Raw genomic sequence first — 22,926 nt, 5'->3', positions numbered from 1 at the left:
TTATACTTTTAGTTATTTGGTTCAGTATAATAAATCTCAAGATAAACCCTTTTGCTTTCATCTTCTGAATTGTTTCCGTGCAATACGGTTCCTCTCGGCGATAGCACTGAGCTAATAGGGACTGTAAAATTTTCAGTACTCGGTTGCTGCATGATACGTTGAGGTGGGTTCGTGGCTGGATTTTCTAAATTCACATTTAAGGAAACGGCTAAACCTAATTCTACATTGGTAGAGTCTCTGACCAAAAGATTTTTGATATGTTCTGTAATTTTAATTTTATACTTTATGCCTTGCCCGTTAGACTCATCTCCCTCACGTTGTAGCGGCCCGAGATGATTAATAATAGAGGCAGAAGGTAGTCCATTGTTTTGTATATCTAAAAAATAATCTATCAAAGGTGTTTTATTCTCTGTGTTATACAAGTAAATTCTGTTAGGCTCCCTGCTTCCAACAAGATCTTGATCAACAAAAAATACCAGGTTAGCCTCATTGACTAAGCGTTTTATACCTTGGAAGTTGCCGTTGTCGTCAGTTTCAACATATTGACTCTTCCAAAATTCAAAACTATTTATATTGTCATCATCATCATCGATATCCTCACCATTAAATAACTTGATTTTTGCAACAGAACCTTCACCACCTTTCAATAAAAGCCTTGCGTCTCCGTTAGTTTCATCTCCATCGCTTAACTCCACCGAGAAATCGTTATCCATAAAGTTGATCCTATTTGGTCCAAAATTGAGGATATAGCTATCATTTTCCCGAGTATCGGGGTCGTCATCAGGATCTTCGGTGAGTCGGGAATAAAAAATAGTTATATTTGGATTGGTATTGGTTAAATTTAACATTAAATGGCTGCCACTGCCATTGACTGGTTCAGCCTTAAAGTATAGGCCTCTGAAGTAGTCATTGAAATTGTTTGGGCTAGCTAATTCGGGCTCTCCTTCTTTCTCTATAATTTTATCCTCCCAAAAAGTTGGGTCTAATAATATTCTTAGTCCAGGGGGCTGTATGGAGATAAATTGTGGATCTTCATCCTCATCCTCATTATCCACTTCTGTTAGAATATATCCATTTTCATTAATATCAATAATATTATCAATGGGCTCTAGTTGTTCTGTCTCAGCATTATATTCAACAAAGCCTAACTCCCCACCTTCTAAAAGCGATAATGGAATAGGCTCAGATTCAGAAGCTGATTTGTTAGAGAAGTAAGGTTGTTTGGCATCAAAGTCACCATTGGGGTCAAAGTCTCTTATAAAATATTGATTTTCAAAAATTCTTAGAATAATTGGGTCTCTTCCAATGACAGAATCAATATCAAAAATTAAATTATTTTCATTGTCAAATTGAGTAGATTTTATAAAGTAAGGTATGGTTAAAACCACAGAGTCTATTATTACTCCTTCACCGAACTGCGGGTTAAAGTCTGATAGCGTTAATTGGCTAACAAAAGATGAAGCAGTGGTCCCGAAATTATCGTTGTAAATTCCCAAAGTTCCAAGGGACATATCTTCTGTTTGTACTGGGCCAAGAACTTTATTATAGGAAACAACATCATAACTAATGTCTTGGATATTAAAATTATTGATGTCGTCGCTATTTAAGACATCGGATTCTAGGGTCACGAAATCTGTATTGCAACCGACAAAACTTAGCACAATCAAGCAGAGGCATATAAGTTCTGGGGCAAATTTATATTTTTTCATAGGACATTTAGCTGTTTAATACCTGGGTGGTATAAAATTCAGTGTATGGGTCTGCAAATTCTTCAATGGAATGGTACTCCAAAACAGGTTTAGACAAGTTATTTATATAATCATCTAAATCTTTTTGCAATTCTTCCGATCCCCGTATAACAGCATCAGAATTATCCATCGCAATTTTCATTAAGTTTATATAGTCTGGATTTTTCAAAGGTTTTATCGCCTCAGTATCCAGTCCATCAAATTTTACTTTTTCTAACATCTTCATATCTAACGTTCCTTCGAAGCTTTGATTGTACACAGAGGTCACAATTTTACTCTCAGTGAAAAGAGGTTCGGTTTTGTAAAACTCTTTAAGGTATAGTGGCAATAACGAGGCTAACCAACCATTAACATGAATGATATCTGGTGCCCAGTTTAGTTTTTTGACAGTTTCAATAACACCCTTTGCAAAAAATATGGCGCGCTCATCATTATCAGGAAATAGATTTCCGTCTTCATCTGTTAATGTAGCCTTACGTTTAAAGTAGTCTTCATTATCTATAAAATAGACTTGAATACGTTCTTTAGGGATGGATGCCACCTTAATTATCAATGGCATATCCAGATCATTTATGACTAGATTTATACCTGATAAACGAATTACTTCATGTAATTGATGTCGTCTTTCATTTATATTACCAAAACGCGGCATAAATATTCGTATTTGTCCTCCTTGCTTATTTACCATGCGCGGTGCTTCAAATGACATTGAAGAAATCTCCGTCTCTGGTAAATAGGGAACAACTTCTGAGGACACGTACAATATTCGTTTATCTTTCATAAATCTGCTGCTTTTGAAAATTAAAAGTAAAAACATGCAAAAGTACAAAAATTTGTGCAGATTGCGAGTAAATATTATGTTTGCACGCATTTATTTTTCGAAAAGTCTTGGATGTATTTTACCTTAAAACGAAATTAATTCATCACATCAATGAATTAAAAAATAGTGGCAATTCTATTGGATTTGTGCCTACCATGGGTGCTTTGCATCAAGGTCATTTATCTTTAATAGAAACGGCATTAAAACATACAGACCTTGTGGTGGTTAGTATTTTTGTTAATCCTACTCAATTTGACAACCAACAAGACCTGTTAAAGTACCCTAGAACCCTAGAGGCAGACTTGGAGCTATTAAAAAGTTTAAACGATAAAAAAATTATGGTTTATGCACCACTAACCGAAGATATTTACGATGACAACATAACTTCGGAAACGTTTCACTTTGCCGGGTTAGAACACGAAATGGAAGGTGCATTTAGGAGCGGACATTTTGACGGTGTTGGTACAATAGTCAAAAGACTATTTGAAATTGTACAACCTGACTTTGCCTTTTTTGGAGAAAAGGACTACCAGCAATTACAAATTGTCAGAAAATTGGTAGAGCAACATAGTTTACCAGTTAAAATAGTGGGCTGCCCTATCTATAGGCACGCAGATGGTTTGGCCATGAGCTCTAGGAATAAGAGATTGTCCAAGGAGCACAGAGAAGCAGCACCTTTTATTTATAAAACCTTAAAAGACGTTAGAGAACAGTTTGGCATAAAAAGTGCTAAGGAAATTACGGAATGGGTGAAGAAGCAATTTGAAATACAGCCACTTTTGGAATTGGAATATTTTGTAATTGCAGACTCTAAAACCTTAAAACCGATAAAACGAAAATCAAGACAAAAAGCATACAGGGCCTTTATAGCTGTTTATGCTAGTGATATTAGACTCATAGATAATATCGCATTAAATTAATTATCTTTGCCTCATGCAAATTCAAGTTGTAAAATCTAAAATACACCGTGTCAAATGCACAGGTGCTGATTTAAACTATATCGGCAGTATCACCATTGATGAAGATTTGATGGATGCAGCAAATATTATTCAGGGAGAGAAAGTACAAATCGTAAACAACGATAATGGAGAACGTTTAGAGACTTATTGTATTCCTGGACCAAGAAACAGTGGAGAAATTACCTTAAATGGTGCAGCTGCCAGAAAGGTTTCTGTTGGGGATACTTTAATTTTAATTACCTACGCCTTTATGGAAATTGAAAAGGCTAAAGTTTTCAAGCCCTCTTTAGTGTTTCCTGATGAGGCTACAAATCTCTTAAAATAACCGATTGAATAAGCCTAAATTTATTCTCAAAGTTATACTGCCATTGCTACTTGGTATAGCTTTGGTTTGGTATTCGTTATCAAAAATTTCTATTCCAACCTTGGTTCAATATTTCAAGGATGCAGATTACGTTTGGATTCTGTTGGGAGCCTTATTAGGGATTTTAAGTCATTCCTCAAGGGCTTACAGATGGTTGTATATGGTGCAACCATTAGGCTTTAAGCCAAAGTTTGCCAATAGCTTCATGGCTGTTTATTCAGCATATCTTATAAACTTTACCATTCCAAGGGCAGGTGAATTGGCAAGGGCCTCCATTCTTACTAATTACGAAAAGGTGCCTTTTGATAAGGGTATTGGTACCATTGTAGCAGAGCGAATTGCTGATACCTTAATGCTCTTATTGGTTATAACTGTAGCGTTGTTTTTGGAGTTTGAGTTTATTTATGAGTTCTTTACCGATAAGTTTAACTTAGGGACACTCATTCTAGGTGGCTTAGGGCTGGTAATTGCAGCTATAGTGACCATTTTATTTCTCAAAAAAAGCACTAACAAATTGGTTTTAAAGCTAAAAAGCTTTCTCAGTGGTCTTGTAGAAGGCTTATTAAGTATTTTCAAAATGGAGCATAAATGGGCGTTTATTTTCCATACCTTCTTTATCTGGACAATGTATGTGCTTATGTTCTATGTTACGACATTTGCTTTGCCAGAATTAGGTCATATTTCCATAGCAGCAGCTCTTATTGGTTTTATACTAGCAAGTTTTAGTATAGCCGCTACCAATGGTGGTATTGGATCTTTTCCTGAGGCCGTCGTTATTGCATTTTTAATTTTTAACTTACCCGAGGATGCAAGTAGGGCATTTGGTTGGATTATGTGGTCTACCCAAACCTTGGTAATTATCATAATTGGGGGCTTATCACTTATTTATCTTCCAATATATAATAGAAAGCGACTCAAGGTTTAGAAATATTTTTTAACTTGCTTAAACATTTAAGCTAATGGTCCGTATGAAGTATTTCTTAGTTGTACTCTTTTGTTTTTTAGCTAGTTATAATCTTCAGTCCCAGGCCTTACTCGAGACAATAGATTCGTACAAGCTTGAAGGCAAAAGGGAGCTGAAAATTCAATTACCGCGTAATTACGATAGTAGTGCTAAGCGACTTTATCCTTTGGTAATCGTTCTTGACGGGGACTATTTGTTTGAACCTGTTGCTGGAAATATCGATTATCAAGCCTATTGGGAAGATATCCCAGACTGCATTATTGTTGGGGTCAATCAGAGCACTACAAGGACAGATGATTTTTTTTATGACGAGGACACCTATTTTCCTGCTCATGACGGTGCCGCCTTTTATGAGTTTGTTGCTGCTGAATTAGTGCCTTATATCGAAGAGAAATATAATGCCTCTGATTTTAGAATAATAGTTGGTCATGATTTGAGTGCTAACTTTATGAATTTCTTCCTCTTCAAGGACAACCCTCTTTTTAGAGCGTATATAGCGCTTAGTCCTGACTTGGCCCCTATGATGTCCATACGATTAAAAGAGCGCTTGGCCATAATAGAGCAAGAAACATTTTATTATATGGCAACGGCAGATGCTGATGTTAAAGTATTGAGAAATGCCATTATTGAGTGTGACGCCCAATTGAAAGCCATAGAAAATAAAGCATTGCGTTATAAGTTCGATAATTTTGAGGATGCTAATCACTATTCTTTGGTGGGCCGTGGAATTCCAAAAGCATTGAATGAAATCTTTGCACTGTACAAACCAATTAGTGGTAAGGAGTATAATGAGAAGATTTTACCGTTTGAAGGCTCGCCCTATGATTATTTAATAGAAAAATATAAGGACATTGAATATTTTTACGGTTTTGAAAAAAAATTAATTGAGAATGATATTAGGGCCATAGCCGCCGCTTGCAACAAAAAAGACGATTTGGAATCACTTGAGAAGCTCGCAAAACTCGTAAAAAACGAATTTCCAGACTCAATGCTTAGTGCATACTATATGGGTATGTATTACGAAAAGGAAGGTAATTTGAAACGAGCACTCCAACGCTACAAATCTGGGCTATTACTAGAGCCATCACAATTTATAGATAAGGAAATTATACTTGAAAAAATGTACGAAACCAGAGATGCAATGAAAAATTGATTGCATTTCATCGAAAATAATTAGCTTGTTAACGATAATTTAGTATGTTTGAAATACCAACTCTAAACCTACTAAGTTATGAGAAAGACTATTCTTATAGTTTTTACTTGTTTTATTTGCATTCATTTATCTGCCCAGATTATATATGAAAAGATTCGTTCAGTGCACCTAAATACTGAGCGTCAATTAAAAATAAAACTCCCAAAGAATTACGACCCTTTATCAGACTTAAAACACCCATTGATAATCGTTTTTGATGGGGACTACATGTTTGAGCCTGTAGCAGGCCAAGTGGATTTTCAAACCTATTTTGACGACATGCCAGCTTCTATCGTAGTGGGTGTAATACAAGGTAACGAAAGAGGTTATGACGGTTATTCTGATGAGTATTCGGGTTTGCCTGTTGAATCAGGTTTTCGTTTTTATAATTTTATTGTAAATGAACTAGTGCCATACATTGAAAATTCCTATGGTGAAAGTAAATTTAAAGTGGCCGTTGGTCATGACCTGATGGGTAATTTCATCAATTCTTTCCTGTATAATGACAAACCGTTTTTTCAGGCTTACGTATGTATTAGTCCAGATTTAACAGGAGACATTAAAAACAATCTTGGCAATCAACTCAACTTCGTTAATGAGCCTATTTTTTATTACATGTCCACATCAACCAAAGATGTATCTCATATTAGAGAAGCTGTTTTAAATGTAAATTCTAAAATCGCAACGGTTGAAAATCAAAACTTAACCTATTATTTTGATGAGTTTCAAATCTATAACCACTTTACCATGGTAAGTACGGCAATTTCAAAATCATTTGATAAGATTTTTGAATTGTACCAGCCACTAAGGGAAAAAGAACTGGAAGAAAAAGTATTGCCTTATGAAGGCACTTTAGACGAATATCTAATAGGGCGGTACGATAGAATTGAAGACTATTTCGGTATTCATAAACCGATATCAGATCAAGAATTTGAGGATCTCGTTAAAATAGCTGAGAAACGAGATGATTTAAAATCACTTGAGAAGATTGGTAAGTTGGTTAAAAAGATGAAGCCAGAATCATTGTTGGGCACTTATTACCTGGCACAACATGCAGAAAAAATGGGTAAAACCAAAAAGGCAAAAAAACTTTACGAATCTGCGCTTGAGTTAAATGATGTAAGTTATATAAACAGAGAGTATATTTTTTCCAAAATTGATGAGTTAACGATAGTGGATACTGATGAAGATGAAGAACAAGGTGAAGATAATGAAGAGAACTAAAAAGAGAATACCATCCACAGACTATTTCTTTGAGGCCTTGTACGCGAGAATAAAGCTGTTTTTGTCGTCTGGGGAACCTTAAAGGTATACGGTATTTAAGTTTCTGGCTATTTTTCACTGGTTTAAAGACATCAACTAAAATTGTCTTAATTTAGCTTTTTATTCAATTTCAGAATTCATAGAGCTAAATATGGCTAAAGTAAAAACTACCTTTTATTGTCAGAATTGCGGTAGTCAGTATGCGAAATGGCAAGGCCAGTGTAATTCTTGTAAGCAATGGAATACTATTGTAGAAGAAGTTGTCCAAAAACCGGAGAAAAGCGATTGGAAATCTCAAAACCAAGCCGTAAAACGTATTTCCAAACCACTTAAAATTAATGAAATTGACCTGTCACAAGAGACTCGCCTTAATCTTAGGGATGAAGAATTTAACAGGGTTCTCGGTGGGGGTATGGTGCATGGAGCCCTAACTTTATTAGGAGGCGAACCAGGCATAGGAAAAAGTACACTTTTACTGCAAATAGCACTGCAATTACCTTACAAAACCTTATATGTTTCTGGAGAAGAAAGCCAAAAGCAAATAAAAATGCGTGCAGAGCGTATAAATCCAGAAAGTAATAATTGCTATATACTTACCGAAACCAAGACCCAAAACATTTTTAAGCAAATAGAGGCTCTTGAGCCCGAAATTGTAATAATCGATTCTATCCAGACATTGCATAGTGACTATATAGAATCTTCTGCTGGTAGTATATCACAAATCAAGGAATGTACTACTGAACTTATAAAATTTGCTAAGGAAACCGCAACACCAGTATTGTTAATAGGGCATATTACCAAAGATGGCAATATAGCAGGGCCGAAGATACTAGAGCATATGGTAGATACGGTTCTTCAGTTTGAAGGTGACCGCAATCATGTTTTTAGAATCCTTAGAGCACACAAAAACCGTTTCGGTTCTACGAACGAAATGGGAATTTATGAAATGCAAGGCTCTGGTTTAAGGGAAGTGTCCAACCCGTCTGAGATTTTAATCTCTGAAAAGGACGGTGAATTATCAGGTAATGCTATCGCTGCTACCCTTGAGGGTCTAAGACCATTAATGATAGAAGTTCAGGCACTCGTGAGCACCGCAGTTTACGGTACACCACAACGTTCTGCTACAGGTTTCAACGCTAAACGTTTAAATATGCTCTTGGCTGTTTTAGAAAAGCGTGCAGGTTTCCGATTAGGAGCAAAAGATGTTTTTCTTAATATTACAGGTGGCATAACAGTGGATGACCCCGCTATTGATTTGGCAGTGGCAGCTTCAATTTTATCATCTAATGAAGATGTAGCTATACCAAGCGATTTTTGTTTCGCTGCTGAGGTTGGATTATCTGGGGAGATTAGACCCGTACAACGTGTAGAGCAGCGGATTTCAGAAGCCGAAAAATTAGGATTCTCTACTATTTTTGTTTCCAAGTACAATAAAATCGCATTAAAAAATACGGCTATAAAAGTTCAATTAATTTCTAGGATTGAGGATTTAGTGGGCCACTTGGTATAGTAAAAGGGGCTACTTCAAAAAGACAAACTAAATGGTATCTATCTTGCCTAAAGAAGCAAATCAACTTTGTTCCTTTATCGTTGGTAGATTTAATTAGGAAATATTAAAATTAAATATGTAATTATACCGAACAAATATCCCGTGTGGCATGGCAGACCCTAGCTTTGATTTTCTAAAATCAAAATTTCATATATCTAAAGAAACATATGTCATCTTAAAGAGACTCTCTTACAGGCGCAAGTTAAGAACCGGCGAAGACATTGTAAAGCAAGGTGCAAAAAGTAATAAAATTGCTTTTTTAACCTCAGGATTAATGCGTGCTTACACGACTTTAGAGACAGGAAAAGAAATTACAAAGAATATTTTTACACCTATTGCTTTTGTTGGGGCGTTTTCATCAATAATTAATGATGAACCTTCAATTTTCTGCTATGAATCGCTTACAGATTCTGTAATCTACGAGGTAGATTTTAATCAGTTTATAGAAATAGCAAATTCCAATATTGCGATGAGCAATTTATACAACAGGGTTTTGGAATACATTTTTATTATTTATGAAAGAAAACAACTCCAAACCGCATCATTAAATGCTACACAAAGATATTTGGCATTAAAACAAGGCATACCTCATATAGATAATTTAATACCTCAGTACCAGATAGCTTCCTATTTAAATATTTCTCCTGTGCAATTGAGCAGAATTAGGAAGGTGCTTAATTGATTTTAACATATGTTAATTTATTTTAAGTCAATTCAATATAATTTTGGATAGAGATTAATATTCTACTAACCAAGATTAATCTGTTGACCCTAACTAACAAGAAAAGCAAACGTGAGTCGTTTGCTTTTTTTTATTTAATAATCAATCCTTTAAACTTAAATTCTTAATTTCGCGACTCAAATCGAATTTTAACGATATGAGCACAAAGTTCCCTGAATACAAAGGACTTGACTTGTCAAAAGTTTCTGAAGAAATTCAGGCGTATTGGCAGGAAAACGATATTTTTCATAAAAGCGTTACCACGCGAGAGGGTAGAACGCCTTATGTCTTTTTTGAGGGGCCACCATCGGCAAACGGATTACCAGGGGTACATCATGTCTTAGCACGGGCAATAAAGGACATATTCCCGCGGTATAAAACCATGAAGGGCTATCAAGTAAAGCGCAAAGCAGGATGGGATACTCATGGATTACCTGTAGAACTTGGTGTAGAAAAAGAGCTTGGTATTACCAAAGAGGATATCGGTACCAAAATTACGGTAGAAGAGTATAACGAAGCCTGTAAAAAAGCAGTAATGCGTTATACGGATATCTGGAATGACCTCACCCAGAAAATGGGCTATTGGGTAGATATGGATAATCCTTATATCACCTACAAATCCAAATATATGGAAAGTGTTTGGTGGTTGCTCAAACAGATTTACGATAAAAATTTAATATACAAAGGCTATACCATTCAGCCGTATTCGCCAAAGGCAGGTACAGGGTTAAGTTCTCACGAGCTCAATCAACCAGGAACCTATCAAGATGTTACGGATACAACTGTAGTAGCCCAGTTTAAGGCCAAGCAAGATTCATTACCAGACTTTTTACAAAATGAAGGTGATATTTACTTTTTAGCTTGGACGACCACGCCCTGGACCTTGCCCAGTAACACAGCCTTGACCGTAGGGCCAAAGATTGATTATGTCTTAGTAGAGTCCTTCAATCAATACACGTTTGAGCCTATAAAAGTAGTTTTGGCCAAGAGTTTAGTGAACAAACAATTCGAAGGAAAATTTGTTCAAGTGGAATCCCATGATGAACTTGATGCATATACACCAAACGATAAAAAAATACCGTACCGTATTGTTAAGGATTTTATAGGAAAAGATCTGGTTAGTATTCGTTACGAGCAACTTTTACCATACATATTACCTTATAATAATCCAGAAAATGCCTTTAGGGTCATTTCAGGAGACTTCGTTACAACAGAGGATGGTACAGGAATCGTGCATACGGCACCCACATTTGGTGCAGACGATGCATTGGTAGCTAAACAAGCGACACCAGAAATACCGCCACTTTTAGTAAAAGATGATAATGGTAATTTAGTACCCTTAGTTGATTTACAAGGCCGCTTTAGACCAGAACTTGGTGAATTTGCAGGGAAGTATGTGAAGAATGAATACTATCCTGAAGGCGAAGCCCCAGAAAAGTCAGTTGATGTAGAGTTGGCCATTAAACTTAAGACAGAAAATAAAGCCTTTAAAGTAGAAAAATACAAACACAGCTATCCGAATTGTTGGCGAACGGATAAGCCTATTCTATACTACCCATTAGATTCTTGGTTTATAAAGATAACTGATGTTAAAGACAGAATGTATCAACTTAACCAAACCATTAATTGGAAACCAAAATCTACGGGCGAAGGCCGTTTTGGCAATTGGTTGGCAAATGCCAATGATTGGAACTTGTCGAGAAGTCGGTTTTGGGGAATACCCTTACCCATTTGGAGAACAGAAGATGGAAAGGAACAATTGTGTATTGGTTCCGTTGAAGAATTAAAATCGGAAATGCAAAAGGCTGTTAATGCGGGCTTCATGTCTAAGGCTATTTTTTCGGATTTTGAAGTTGGCGATATGACTGAAGAGAATTATGAAAAGATTGACCTACATAAAAATGTAGTTGATAGGATCACACTAGTATCACCATCCGGCCAACCTATGAAGCGCGAAAGCGATTTAATTGATGTTTGGTTTGATTCTGGCTCCATGCCGTATGCGCAATGGCACTACCCATTTGAAAACAAGGACTTAATAGATAAGCATGAAGCTTTTCCGGCAGATTTTATTGCAGAAGGTGTTGATCAAACGCGCGGTTGGTTTTATACGCTTCACGCCATAGCAACAATGGTTTTTGATTCGGTAGCGTACAAAAATGTGGTATCAAACGGATTGGTTTTAGATAAAAACGGACAGAAAATGTCTAAGCGTTTAGGTAATGCCGTTGATCCCTTCGATACCTTATCTAAATACGGGGCTGATGCCACACGCTGGTATATGATAATGAATGCAAATCCATGGGACAATCTTAAATTTGATAGCGATGGCATTGAGGAAGTCAGTAGAAAATTCTTTGGGACACTTTATAATACCTACTCGTTTTTCAGTTTATATACAAATATTGATTCCTTTACCTATAGCGAAGAAGATATACCCTTAAATGAGCGTCCTGAAATAGACCGATGGATTCTCTCAGAGTTACATACATTAATTAAAAGTGTTGATGCGTATTATGCCGATTATGAACCAACAAAGGCAGCAAGGGCAATTTCTAACTTCACACAGGATTATTTGAGTAATTGGTACGTAAGGTTGAGTCGAAGACGTTTTTGGAAAGGGGATTATCAAAATGATAAGATATCTGCTTATCAAACACTTTATACTTGTATGGTAACCTTGGCCAAGCTTGGAGCTCCAATAGCACCGTTTTACATGGATAAATTGTATTTAGATTTAAATGTGGTTACCAATAAGGAATCTTTTGAGAGCGTACATTTAGCAAAATTCCCGGAAGCTGAAGATAGGTTTATTGACAAGGTACTGGAGCGCAAAATGGAAAATGCCCAAACGATTTCATCACTGGTATTATCCTTGAGGGCCAAAGAGAAAATAAAGGTGAGACAACCTCTACAGAAGATAATGATACCGGTAGATAATCATCAACAAAAAGAAGAAATTGAAGCTGTTGCAGATTTAATAAAGCACGAAGTAAATATTAAATCAATTGAATTGCTTGAAGATGCCTCTGACATTTTGGTTAAACAAATTAAACCAAACTTTAAGGTGTTGGGTCCACGATTTGGTAGGGATATGAAGTTGATTTCTAATAAGATAAATGCTTTAAATACGGATGACATTAAAAATATTGAGCAAAACGGTACGTTAGAGCTGGAAATTAATGGAAAAAAGATTATTTTAGGATTGGAAGATATAGAGATAACATCCCAAGATATTGAGGGTTGGTTGGTTGCTAATGAAGGTTCCTTGACTGTGGCTCTTGATGTAACTATAACAGATGACCTGCGTAAAGAAGGTATTGCACGCGAACTTGTAAATCGTATTCAAAACTTACGTAAAGATTCTGGTTTTGAGGTTACAGATAGAATTGATGTGCAGTTACAAAAGGATACTTACGTGGCAGCAGCTATTGCTTCAAATGAGGCTTACATTAAGTCTGAAACCTTAACCGAAGATTTAAAAATTATGGACAACGTAAACAATGGTATAGAGATTTCTTTTGATGAGGTCAATACTAAATTGTTTATTCAAAAACACTAAACTTATGGCTACAGAATCAAAAAACAGATACTCTGATAAAGATTTAGAAGAATTCAGGGTTTTAATTCAAGAAAAAATTGATAAAGCTGAGCACGACTTAGAGCTCATTAAAAGCGCTTACATGAATGATCACGATAACGGAACTGATGATACATCGCCGACATTCAAGGCTTTTGAGGAAGGAAGTGCCACTATGAGCAAGGAAGCTAATTCGGCTCTGGCGATACGTCAAGAAAAATTTATTCGCGACTTGAAAAATGCGTTAATCCGCATTGAGAACAAAACCTATGGCATATGCCGCGTAACAGGTAAGCTCATTAATAAAGAGCGATTAAAGTTAGTGCCTCATGCTACTTTAAGTATTGAAGCTAAAAATATGCAGAAGTAATAGAAGCATTGCTAATTTTGAATTAAACCAATCTCTTTCAAATTCTCAACGGACAGTTTTATAACTAACTATTTTGAATTAGGTTGAGAATAATGAGTTTTATTTTGATTACACTCAATTATATAAAGCCTTGGATTTTGCCGTTCAAGGTTTTTTTTATCCTTGCGTTTTGCGGTACCCGTTCAATAGGTGCGCAGAATAGTTTTGAGAGACGTATTGAGGCTTCAGATATAGAAAGAATTGTAGTCAATGGCAATCAGATATTCAACATTTCAGTGTCGACCCATAAATCTAAGAATATTACAATGCGGTCTACCATCGACGGTGAATATCAAGAACAGTTTCAAATTACCAATACAAAACACAATCAAACACTATATTTAAAACTAGAACAAAACCCGTTAATGACTATACCAGATGATAAGCGTAATGCACATAAGGTGGTAGCTGCTAGTTTAAATTTAGTTATTCCTGTAAATTTAGATATAGATATCAAAAGTGATATAGGCTCTGTAGATCTTACGGGTTATTTCAAGGATGTTACGGTCCAATTGTTTACAGGGTTTTGTAAAGTACAGGGACAAGCAAAGGCAGCCCTTGTTAATACTGTTGACGGTGATATTGATATTAAAACTTCAAATGCTGAGGTTATTGCAAATAGTACATATGGGAGCGTGGAAACCGAAATAATTCCGCTAAAGCAAGCAGTTTGGCGATTAAAATCAATTTATGGAAACATATCTGTAAAAAAGCAAGAATAAAAATTACATTTACAGCGTTTTTTAGTTATGTCCCTTAGAAAAGCCACATTACTCATTTTTATTATTCTCTTGCTTGATCAAGTGAGTAAAATATATATAAAGACGCACTTTGCTCTGAACGAGGATGTTGAGGTATTTTCATGGTTTAAAATTGCCTTTGTTGAAAACGATGGTATGGCCTGGGGTACCAAACTGAATGATGTTATTCCTTTTATTTCAGAAGAATATGCTAAACTGGCCTTGACCTTATTTAGGATTTTAGCAGTTACTGGAATTGCCATTTGGCTGTTTAAGGCAACTAAAACTAAGAAGTCCAAGACCTTGATATTTGCTATTGCTATAATTTTTGCAGGCGCTTTAGGCAATATTATTGATTCTGTTTTTTACGGCGTTTTATTTGAAGATAGTGAATATAATGCGGCTACATTGTTTCCGCCAGAGGGCGGTTACGCCCCACTATTTTATGGTAAGGTTGTAGATATGCTACATTTTCCTATATGGAGTGGTGTCCTACCAGAAGGCATACCTTTTATTGGCGGAAAATACTTTTCCTTTTTTGACCCTGTATTTAATATTGCCGATGTCGCTATTACATCTGGCATAAGCGTGCTGCTTGTATTTAATAAGAGGGCGTTCAATTAAATATCAGCTTTTTTTGCTTAAATATTGGTTGCCATTCCGTTTTTTTTGGTAAATACATAAAAATCACCCATATGGGCGTATGATATAAGTTTTGATTGGTAGAATTTTGGACTATATAATTACAAAATCTATTAATCATGCAAGTCACTATTATCTTCGAGGATTTAAACCTTTTCTCTCTCCAATCTTCAGTTCCTTCAAAAAAAGCAATTAGCAAAAGTTTAAAATTAAAAATAACCAAACGCGGTCTAATTTACGCTTTGCTCTGTCTAATAGGTACCTTATGTATCTTATTTAACCTTACGATTATAGGGGTTAGTGTCATTATTATAGCGTCCGTTTTATTTTATGTGTTAGCGTATTTTAAATATGCTTATGATGTCGAAATCAAGTTCACTGAAGTCGATAATTTAGAACAAATAATTAAAGAAGATTTATTTGACTAACACCTAAGGGCCTTAAAAATTAAAGACCATTCCCAGATCTAAAATATTTTGTATGAACAGTAATAATAGCTTTATAGAATTATCCGTAAATCAACAATTGGTATTGAGCCAGATAGGAAGTGATCTCTTGGAGATAGACAGAAAGATGAATAAAATTTATGCTTTGGAATCTCATAATTCGTTAAAAATCAAATCAAAACTACTTAAGGTAATCATAAAATTCTTAGCTTTTACAAGTTAAACAACATCAGTCACTTGAATGAAGTCTATTTCTAATGTCATATTTATTAATTCTAATGGTATCTACGGCTTGTTGATTTGTCTGTTGCTTACGGCTAGTCTAAACGCTCAAGATGCTATTCAAGACCAAAACCAATCTAGCAAAGACACGATTAATAAATTATTGAAAAATGCATGGAAGCTCGGACGTACTAATCCAGAAAAAAGCTTACAAATTTTAGGTAGAATAGATTCAATTAACAGTGGGCTTGACCCCAAGTTTAAAGAAGACGTTGTTTGGTATTATTACGGTGTTTTTTATAAAAACAGTAATCAATTTGAGTTAAGCGAACAAAATTTTAATAAGTATCAAGAATTACATGAAAAGTATAATCACAAGGGCAGGGTAGCCTCTGTTAATATGGCGAAAGCCAATATGTTTTCAGATTTAGGGAATTATGAAAAAAGTTCAGAGGCTGCCGCACTTGCGTTAAAAATGTATGAAGAAATACCCGACACCTCAGGTATCGTAATTGCAGGTAATAAATTAGGTTATTTACTATCAGAGATTGATCGATTCGATGAGGCCTTAAAGTATCTAAATTCATCGGCGGAATTGGCGGAATTGATAGCGGAAAAAAGAGACGAAGCTAATGCATATACCAACATCGCCATAGTGCATGAAAAACAAAAAAACTTCAATTTAGCATTAAACTATTACAGGAAGGCCTACAAAATTGGTGAAAGCCTAACAGACGATTACTCAAAGTTTAATAATCGCTACAACATGGCAACTATTCATCAAAAACGAAAGAATTTGGATTCAGCACTATATTATGGGCAAAAAATGATTGAGATTTCAAAAGTAATCGATGTTCCATCAATTTCTATTGTTGCAAAAAATCTAATGTCAGACCTTCAAGCCGACCAAGGTAGAATTAATCAAGCATTAAAAGTAGTTAGAAGTATTACAGATGAAGAAATAGCAACCCTTGGTTTAAAGAACAAGATTGAAAATTATAAGGTCGCAGTTAAGGTTTATAAGCAAAGTGGAAATTATAAAGAAGCCTTTGAGAGTTTAGAACTTTTAAAGAAGTATAACGATAGTCTAACAGGGGAAAATGCCAGAAATAAAATCAATGAGCTAGACATTGCCTATCAGACCGAACTTGACATTATCTATGAGACAAAAAAGAAAGAAAAGCAAATTGCATTATTAGATCTTGAAAATCAAAACGCCCAACTACAAATTAGCCGAAAAAATAGAACCATTATCATTGTAAGTATTGCTTTAGTTTTAATCACGCTTTTGAGTGTGATTTTATATGTTATTATCAGAAAATATTTGAAACAACAAAAAGTATTGGCCAAAGCTTTAGACGAAAAAAGCTTACTCTTAAAGGAAATCCATCACCGTGTTAAAAACAATTTACAACTGGTGTCGAGCTTATTGACCTTGCAAGGCCAATCAATTACAGATGATATAGCGCTTAAGGCCATAAATGAAGGTAAGAGTCGTGTGCGCTCAATGGCTTTAATCCACCAAGATTTATATCAAACAGATAATATTACCTCGGTGAGTGCGCAGACGTATTTTCTTAAATTATGTAATGAACTTTTTGACACCTATAACATTAAAAAAGATCAAATTAAACTTATAACGCATATAGAGCCACTGTATTTAGATGTAGATACGTTAATCCCTATTGGATTAATTATTAATGAGCTCATTACTAACGCTCTGAAATATGCTTTTAAAGGAATTGAAAAAGGAACCATTGAGATTAGCTTAAAAGAAGAAAAGAATGTCTTAAAGTTAAATGTTAATGACAATGGCGTAGGATACGATTTAAATCAGCTCAATACAAAATCCTTCGGAAACAAACTAATCAGATCGCTAATTCAACAATTAGACGGTAGTTTAGAGACCAAAATTGACCATGGTACTAAAATTTCCATGGCGTTTAAGGACTATAAAATATCAAGAGAAAGTAAAAACTAAATATCTTACTGCTATGAAGGCAACTATTTTAATCGTTGAAGATGAAGGTCTTATTGCTGAAGACATTAAATTTAACTTAGAAAAGTTAGGCCATGTGGTCAGTGGTATTGTGATGAATGGCGACCGGGCTTTAGATGCTATTGCCAATCCAGATATTGATTTAGTGCTATTGGATATTAATATTAAGGGAAGTTTATCGGGTATAGATTTGGCAGAGATTATCAGAACAAAATACCGTTTACCATATATTTTTCTCACCGCCTCTACGGATGATTATACCTTAAACAAAGCAAAAGCGACCTTGCCCTATGGGTATATTGTAAAACCTTTTAATGAGCTTGATTTAAAGGTTAATGTAGACTTCGCCTTGCACAAATTCAATTCCGAAAATGAAAAACTAACGCTAAGCCGTACTTATATTTCAGACCATTTTAATGTTCTCCTCTCAGATCGCGAATTTGATCTGCTCAAGGCATTTGTAACAGGGTCCTCTTATAAAGAAGCAGCCGAAACACTGCATATCAGCGTTAATACCGTTAAAAGCTATCAGAAACGCATTTATCAGTTATTTGAGGTAAGTTCAAAAGTAGAACTCATCAAAAAACTGGGATAGTCATTTAATTGAATCTGTAAATTTTTTCAGGCGTCACACAATAATCTAGACCAATATCTTCGTCTGAAACGTCAAAGACTTCAGTTTCAGCGTCAAAAAAAGATAGGCCAATTTTAAGCGTTTCAGGTTTACAACTGGCTAAAAAGCGATCATAAAAGCCTTTGCCATACCCAATACGATTTCCGGTTTTATCAAAAGCTAATAGCGGAATAAAAACCACCTCTAACTGAGATGTTGCTATTTCGATACCACCAACGGGTTCTGGAATATTGTAGCTGTTTTTTCTTATTGTAGTAGTATCCGTTAATAGGTAATGCTTCATACTACGGTCTTCAAAATTACTTTTAGAAATGACCACATTTTTGTCCTTCCCCGCCAAAATATTGAGGATATACTCGGTATTAATTTCATGCTGTTCTTTAATTGGTAAGAACAAATGATAAAACTCAAAATCCCAAATATCTAATCGTAAGAGTTGATTGGCAATGGCCAAGCTATACTCCTCAATCTGTTCTGCATTTAAGGATTTGCGCAGGGTTTTATAGGTCTTTCTGAGTTCTTGTTTTTTCAAGATTCAACTTTTGTAGAAATATGAAATATAGCATCGCCTTGATAGATTATGGGCGATTCGTTTACGTTAAAAATATAGCCATCGTTAGGGGCTTTTACAAAATGGTTAAAACTTCCGTAGGGATCGGTGATGTGTCCTAACACCTTACCTTTTTTTACTTGTGTATTTACGCTTACCGTGGCTTTGAACATTCCAGAATGGTTGGCTCTGACCCACTTGCTATCTAAAATCCGTATGCAGCTCTTTTTAGGTCTAGACACTTTAAATTTACTGCCCAGCATACCGAGATGGTGAAGGATACGTTTAGTACCGTTGACGCCTGTGTTGGTTATGGTTTTATCGATGTGGAAGGATTTTCCACCTTCAAATAATAACATAGGTAATCCTTGTTTGTAGCATGAATTACGAAATGATTTATTTAAGTTTTTAGAATAATATATCAATGGTGCTCCAAAAACCTCTGCTAGCTCATTTAGAATAATCTGATTTTTAGCAATTCGGATTTGTGCAGCGTTAAAACGATCAGATCCTCCTGTGTGAAAATCTAAAACTAGGTCGGCATGCGGCACGATTTCTGTCATTAGCTTATGGGCTACCCTACCGGCTAAAGATCCGGTTTTGCTTCCTGGGAACACACGGTTTAGATCTCGTCCATCCGGAAATTCCCTATCCATATGAATAAAGCCAAACACATTGATAACCGGAATGCAGATCACAGTTCCTTTCTTAGGTTTATTAATGCCTTTCGCAATAATTTGACGCACAATTTCTACACCATTGACTTCGTCACCATGAATACCTGCAGTAATCAGTACGGTTGGACCTGGCTTTTTTGACCGTTCAATAATCACCGGGACATCTATGCTATTCTGGGTATGTAGTTTAGCGACATTAAAACTGACCCTAGCACTTTTACCAAGCCCAACTTTTTCACCTAAAATATGTAATACTTCCCTTTCACTCATCTAACTTCTATTACGTTCTATAAAAGTAATGATAGCGCGTGCTATATTTTTTTGGGTTGCGCCTTCTATGCCTTCTAGCCCTGGGGTAGAGTTAATTTCCATTATCAAAGGCCCTCGGCTAGATTGCAACATATCCACACCACAAACCGGCAACTTCAGTGCCCGTGCAGCCTTAATGGCTAATTTAAGTTCGTCTTCAGAGAGTTTAATATATTGTGCACTTCCGCCTCTATGCAGATTAGAGCGGAACTCTCCGTCTCGGCCCTGACGTTTCATAGCGCCAACCACTTGACCATCGACAATAAGGGCTCTTAGATCTGCCCCTTTAGCTTCTTGAATATATTCTTGAACCAATGCTCTTGCCTGTAAACCATTAAAGGCTTCAAGAACAGATTCTGCCGCATTTTTTGATTCTGCCAAAACCACACCCAGTCCTTGTGTACCTTCAAGTAGTTTTATAATAACAGGAGGGCCACCAACATGGGCTAAGACTTCTTCAACATCTCGCGAATAGTTGGTAAAAACAGTTTTGGGCATACCCACACCGGCCTTAGACAGTCTTTGAAAACTTCGTAATTTATCCCTACTTCGTATTATGGCGTCTGAGGTAACGGTTGTAAAGACGTTCATCATTTCAAACTGACGGACCACGGCACAACCAAAAAAGGTTACGGACGCACCAATACGCGGTATAATGGCATCCACATAGTCAAGGTACCGATCCTTATAATAAATGGTTGGTTTTTCTTTCTCTATAATAATATCACACTTAAGTGGGTCAATAACCTCTACGTCATGGCCTCTATTTTCTGCCTCTTCAATTAGACGCTTTGTGGAGTATAAATGAGAATTACGTGAGAGAATTACTATATTCATTAATGGTATGATTAAAGGATTGATTGACTAAATCAACGTCGACTAAAAATTTTTTACTTAGAAACTGCCTTCCGATAAGTACAGGATATTTCATATCGTCTCTGGTGCTTAAAGTTAAGTTAATATTGTACTGTTTCCCAAAGAAAATGACCTCAGTTTTGATTTTAAATCGGTTTTCCCTGTGACCATTGCTGCTTTTAACATCGGTAAGGGAATAATTGTCAAATACTATGCTTTGTTCTTTGTGTGATTTATCATCCATGGGATCAAAGATGCAGTGCAATTTTCCATCGCGTTCCATAATACTTGAACAATGAATAGCCGAAGTGTAAGCACCCGTATCAATTTTTACATTAACATTATATAGCTTAAGCTTTGGAAAGTCAATAATATCCGTACGCCCCAATATTTTTTTCATAAAGATTCGAATTATAAAAAGTGGCGCAAGATAGTGATAAACTTCAATCAAAATTCACTATTTTTTTATGATTACTTACCTTTGGTCTTATGCCAGAAACAGCCTTGGATATTCAGATTAGAACATTACCCCACCAACCTGGGGTTTATCAATATTTTGATGTTGATGACAGGTTGATTTATGTGGGGAAGGCAAAGGATATCAAAAAGCGGGTAAGCAGTTATTTTACAAAACATCACGACTATGGTAAGACCAGGGTTTTAGTAAAAAATATTGCCTCCATAAAACATATTGTTGTCGATACCGAAAATGATGCCTTACTGCTTGAAAATAATTTTATAAAGAAGTATCAGCCCAAGTATAATGTAATGCTCAAGGATGATAAATCTTATCCTTGGATATGCGTCAAAAACGAACGTTTTCCTAGAGTGTTCCCTACACGCAGGGTCATTAAGGATGGGTCTGAGTATTTTGGCCCATACACCAGTATGAAAACCGTTAAAACACTTTTAGGACTGATAAAAGGATTGTATCAATTGCGAACGTGTAATTATGATTTATCTGAAGCTAAAATTGAAGCCGGTAAATATAGAGTCTGTTTAGAATATCATTTAGGTAATTGCAAGGGCGCTTGTGAAGGCAAAGAGACCGAAGAAGAATACCATTCCAATATTGAGGCAATCCGGGAAATATTAAAAGGCAATTTTAAAGATTCCCTCCAACAGTTTAGAAAGCAAATGAAAACCTTTGCTGCAAATATGCAGTTTGAAGATGCACAGAAAATTAAGGAAAAGCTTGAAATCCTTGAGAATTATCAATCTAAATCAACTATAGTCAACCCTAAAATCAGTAATGTCGATGTCTTTTCTATTGTAAGTGATGAAACATATGCCTATGTTAATTTTTTGCAATTGAGTTATGGTTCAATAATTAGATCGCATACCCTTGAACTAAAAAAGAAGCTACAAGAATCAGATAAACAACTGCTAGAATTGGCCATAACCGAAATACGGCAGCGCTTCAACTCTAACTCGAAAGAGATTTATGTCCCATTTAAAGTAGACTTGGGAGAGGAAGTAAAGGTTAGCGTCCCCAAGTTAGGCGATAAAAAAAGCATAGTGGATCTGTCTGAACGAAATGCGAAGTACTACCGAATGGATAAACTAAAGCAAATAAAAATAGTCGATCCAGATAGGCATGCCAATCGTATTATGGCGCAAATGAAGGCCGATTTACGCTTAAGTGAAGAGCCAAGGCATATAGAATGTTTCGATAATTCCAACATCCAAGGGACTAATCCGGTGGCGGCTTGCGTGGTCTTTAAAAACGGAAAGCCAAGTAAAAAAGACTATAGGCATTTTAATATAAAAACAGTAGAAGGACCAGATGATTTTGCTTCTATGGAAGAAGTTGTTTATCGACGTTATAAAAGATTATTGGAGGAAGACCAGCCTTTACCACAATTAGTCATCATTGATGGGGGAAAAGGGCAGTTATCGTCAGCGTTAAAAAGTCTAGACCTGTTAGGCTTACGCGGAAAAATAGCGATTATCGGAATTGCAAAAAGATTAGAGGAATTGTTTTACCCAGATGATCCAATTCCTTTATATTTAGACAAGAAAAGTGAAACCTTAAAGATTATTCAACAATTACGTAACGAAGCACATAGATTTGGAATTGAACATCACCGAAACAAACGCAGTAAGAGTGCGCTGAAAACAGAACTAGAAAACATTAATGGTGTAGGCGAGCAAACCATCGTTGATTTAATGAAGCACTTTAAAACCGTAAAGCGTATTGCCAATGCTAAATTAGATGAGCTAGAGCCTATTATAGGTGCTTCTAGAGCAAATAAAATTTACAATTACTATCATAAAGAATAA

The 22,926-nt window shown here is 35.8% G+C and carries 22 protein-coding genes; 16 read left to right on the top strand and 6 right to left on the bottom strand.

Features of this window, described 5'->3' with window-relative positions; translation table 11 throughout:
• Nucleotides 1-8: 8 nt before the first annotated feature.
• Both CA834_RS00740 and CA834_RS00735 read right to left on the bottom strand, forming a co-directional pair.
• Nucleotides 9-1,709 (bottom strand): DUF4270 domain-containing protein, encoded by a 1,701-nt coding sequence (locus CA834_RS00740; RefSeq protein ID WP_094966748.1) that lies wholly within the window; start codon nt 1,707-1,709, stop codon nt 9-11.
• 7 nt (nt 1,710-1,716) lie between these two features.
• Nucleotides 1,717-2,529: a glycogen/starch synthase gene (locus tag CA834_RS00735; protein ID WP_094967227.1), complete on the bottom strand. Its 813-nt coding sequence runs from the start codon at nt 2,527-2,529 to the stop codon at nt 1,717-1,719.
• Between the two features lie 107 nt (nt 2,530-2,636).
• Between CA834_RS00735 and panC the strand changes: the two genes are divergently transcribed.
• From panC to CA834_RS00660, 15 genes are all read left to right on the top strand, one after another.
• The gene (gene panC / locus CA834_RS00730) at nt 2,637-3,488 is read left to right on the top strand and encodes a pantoate--beta-alanine ligase (protein ID WP_094967226.1); all 852 of its coding nucleotides are present in this window, start codon (nt 2,637-2,639) and stop codon (nt 3,486-3,488) included.
• A 13-nt stretch (nt 3,489-3,501) separates the two neighbouring features.
• Nucleotides 3,502-3,852, top strand: coding sequence for an aspartate 1-decarboxylase (panD, locus tag CA834_RS00725; RefSeq protein WP_094966747.1), 351 nt, complete (start codon nt 3,502-3,504; stop codon nt 3,850-3,852).
• A 4-nt stretch (nt 3,853-3,856) separates the two neighbouring features.
• Nucleotides 3,857-4,816 (top strand): lysylphosphatidylglycerol synthase transmembrane domain-containing protein, encoded by a 960-nt coding sequence (locus tag CA834_RS00720; protein ID WP_094966746.1) that lies wholly within the window; start codon nt 3,857-3,859, stop codon nt 4,814-4,816.
• A gap of 43 nt (nt 4,817-4,859) precedes the next feature.
• On the top strand, nt 4,860-6,008 hold the full coding sequence (locus CA834_RS00715; protein WP_094966745.1) for an alpha/beta hydrolase: 1,149 nt from the start codon (nt 4,860-4,862) through the stop codon (nt 6,006-6,008).
• A gap of 78 nt (nt 6,009-6,086) precedes the next feature.
• Complete coding sequence (locus tag CA834_RS00710) at nt 6,087-7,271, top strand: alpha/beta hydrolase (RefSeq protein ID WP_110476915.1); 1,185 nt, start codon at nt 6,087-6,089, stop codon at nt 7,269-7,271.
• Between the two features lie 190 nt (nt 7,272-7,461).
• Nucleotides 7,462-8,820 (top strand): DNA repair protein RadA, encoded by a 1,359-nt coding sequence (radA, locus tag CA834_RS00705; protein ID WP_094966743.1) that lies wholly within the window; start codon nt 7,462-7,464, stop codon nt 8,818-8,820.
• Nucleotides 8,821-8,968: 148 nt separating this feature from the next.
• Entirely contained in the window at nt 8,969-9,541 is a 573-nt protein-coding gene (locus CA834_RS00700) for a Crp/Fnr family transcriptional regulator (protein ID WP_094966742.1), read from the top strand.
• 196 nt (nt 9,542-9,737) lie between these two features.
• A complete protein-coding gene (gene ileS, locus CA834_RS00695) occupies nt 9,738-13,142 on the top strand; it encodes an isoleucine--tRNA ligase (RefSeq protein ID WP_094966741.1) in 3,405 nt (1,134 codons plus the stop codon).
• Nucleotides 13,143-13,146: 4 nt separating this feature from the next.
• Complete coding sequence (locus CA834_RS00690; RefSeq protein WP_094966740.1) at nt 13,147-13,530, top strand: TraR/DksA family transcriptional regulator; 384 nt, start codon at nt 13,147-13,149, stop codon at nt 13,528-13,530.
• 92 nt (nt 13,531-13,622) lie between these two features.
• Nucleotides 13,623-14,291, top strand: coding sequence for a DUF4097 family beta strand repeat-containing protein (locus CA834_RS00685; protein ID WP_094966739.1), 669 nt, complete (start codon nt 13,623-13,625; stop codon nt 14,289-14,291).
• Between the two features lie 27 nt (nt 14,292-14,318).
• On the top strand, nt 14,319-14,933 hold the full coding sequence (locus tag CA834_RS00680; RefSeq protein WP_094966738.1) for a lipoprotein signal peptidase: 615 nt from the start codon (nt 14,319-14,321) through the stop codon (nt 14,931-14,933).
• 137 nt (nt 14,934-15,070) lie between these two features.
• The gene (locus CA834_RS00675; protein WP_094966737.1) at nt 15,071-15,379 is read left to right on the top strand and encodes a hypothetical protein; all 309 of its coding nucleotides are present in this window, start codon (nt 15,071-15,073) and stop codon (nt 15,377-15,379) included.
• A 52-nt stretch (nt 15,380-15,431) separates the two neighbouring features.
• Complete coding sequence (locus CA834_RS00670) at nt 15,432-15,620, top strand: hypothetical protein (RefSeq protein ID WP_094966736.1); 189 nt, start codon at nt 15,432-15,434, stop codon at nt 15,618-15,620.
• Nucleotides 15,621-15,638: 18 nt separating this feature from the next.
• Nucleotides 15,639-17,600: a tetratricopeptide repeat-containing sensor histidine kinase gene (locus CA834_RS00665; RefSeq protein ID WP_094966735.1), complete on the top strand. Its 1,962-nt coding sequence runs from the start codon at nt 15,639-15,641 to the stop codon at nt 17,598-17,600.
• A gap of 13 nt (nt 17,601-17,613) precedes the next feature.
• Nucleotides 17,614-18,213 (top strand): response regulator transcription factor, encoded by a 600-nt coding sequence (locus CA834_RS00660; protein WP_165764731.1) that lies wholly within the window; start codon nt 17,614-17,616, stop codon nt 18,211-18,213.
• Nucleotides 18,214-18,217: 4 nt separating this feature from the next.
• On the opposite strand, the gene CA834_RS00655 is transcribed toward CA834_RS00660, so the two are convergent.
• Genes CA834_RS00655 through CA834_RS00640 form a run of 4 tightly spaced genes read right to left on the bottom strand, consistent with a single transcriptional unit; the run spans nt 18,218 to nt 21,043 of the window.
• The gene (locus tag CA834_RS00655; protein WP_094966733.1) at nt 18,218-18,784 is read right to left on the bottom strand and encodes a 5-formyltetrahydrofolate cyclo-ligase; all 567 of its coding nucleotides are present in this window, start codon (nt 18,782-18,784) and stop codon (nt 18,218-18,220) included.
• A complete protein-coding gene (locus CA834_RS00650) occupies nt 18,781-19,749 on the bottom strand; it encodes a succinylglutamate desuccinylase/aspartoacylase family protein (RefSeq protein WP_094966732.1) in 969 nt (322 codons plus the stop codon). Before CA834_RS00650 ends, CA834_RS00655 begins: the two co-directional genes overlap by 4 nt.
• Nucleotides 19,750-20,625 (bottom strand): 30S ribosomal protein S6--L-glutamate ligase, encoded by an 876-nt coding sequence (gene rimK / locus CA834_RS00645; protein ID WP_094966731.1) that lies wholly within the window; start codon nt 20,623-20,625, stop codon nt 19,750-19,752. It lies immediately after the preceding gene.
• On the bottom strand, nt 20,600-21,043 hold the full coding sequence (locus CA834_RS00640; RefSeq protein ID WP_094966730.1) for an ATP-dependent zinc protease family protein: 444 nt from the start codon (nt 21,041-21,043) through the stop codon (nt 20,600-20,602). The genes rimK and CA834_RS00640 overlap by 26 nt, the downstream gene beginning before the upstream one ends.
• A gap of 89 nt (nt 21,044-21,132) precedes the next feature.
• Between CA834_RS00640 and uvrC the strand changes: the two genes are divergently transcribed.
• Complete coding sequence (uvrC, locus tag CA834_RS00635; protein ID WP_094966729.1) at nt 21,133-22,926, top strand: excinuclease ABC subunit UvrC; 1,794 nt, start codon at nt 21,133-21,135, stop codon at nt 22,924-22,926.

This window comes from Winogradskyella aurantia, from assembly GCF_002266855.1.
Taxonomy (GTDB): domain Bacteria; phylum Bacteroidota; class Bacteroidia; order Flavobacteriales; family Flavobacteriaceae; genus Winogradskyella; species Winogradskyella aurantia.
This window is presented reverse-complemented; position numbering and strand designations above follow the sequence as displayed.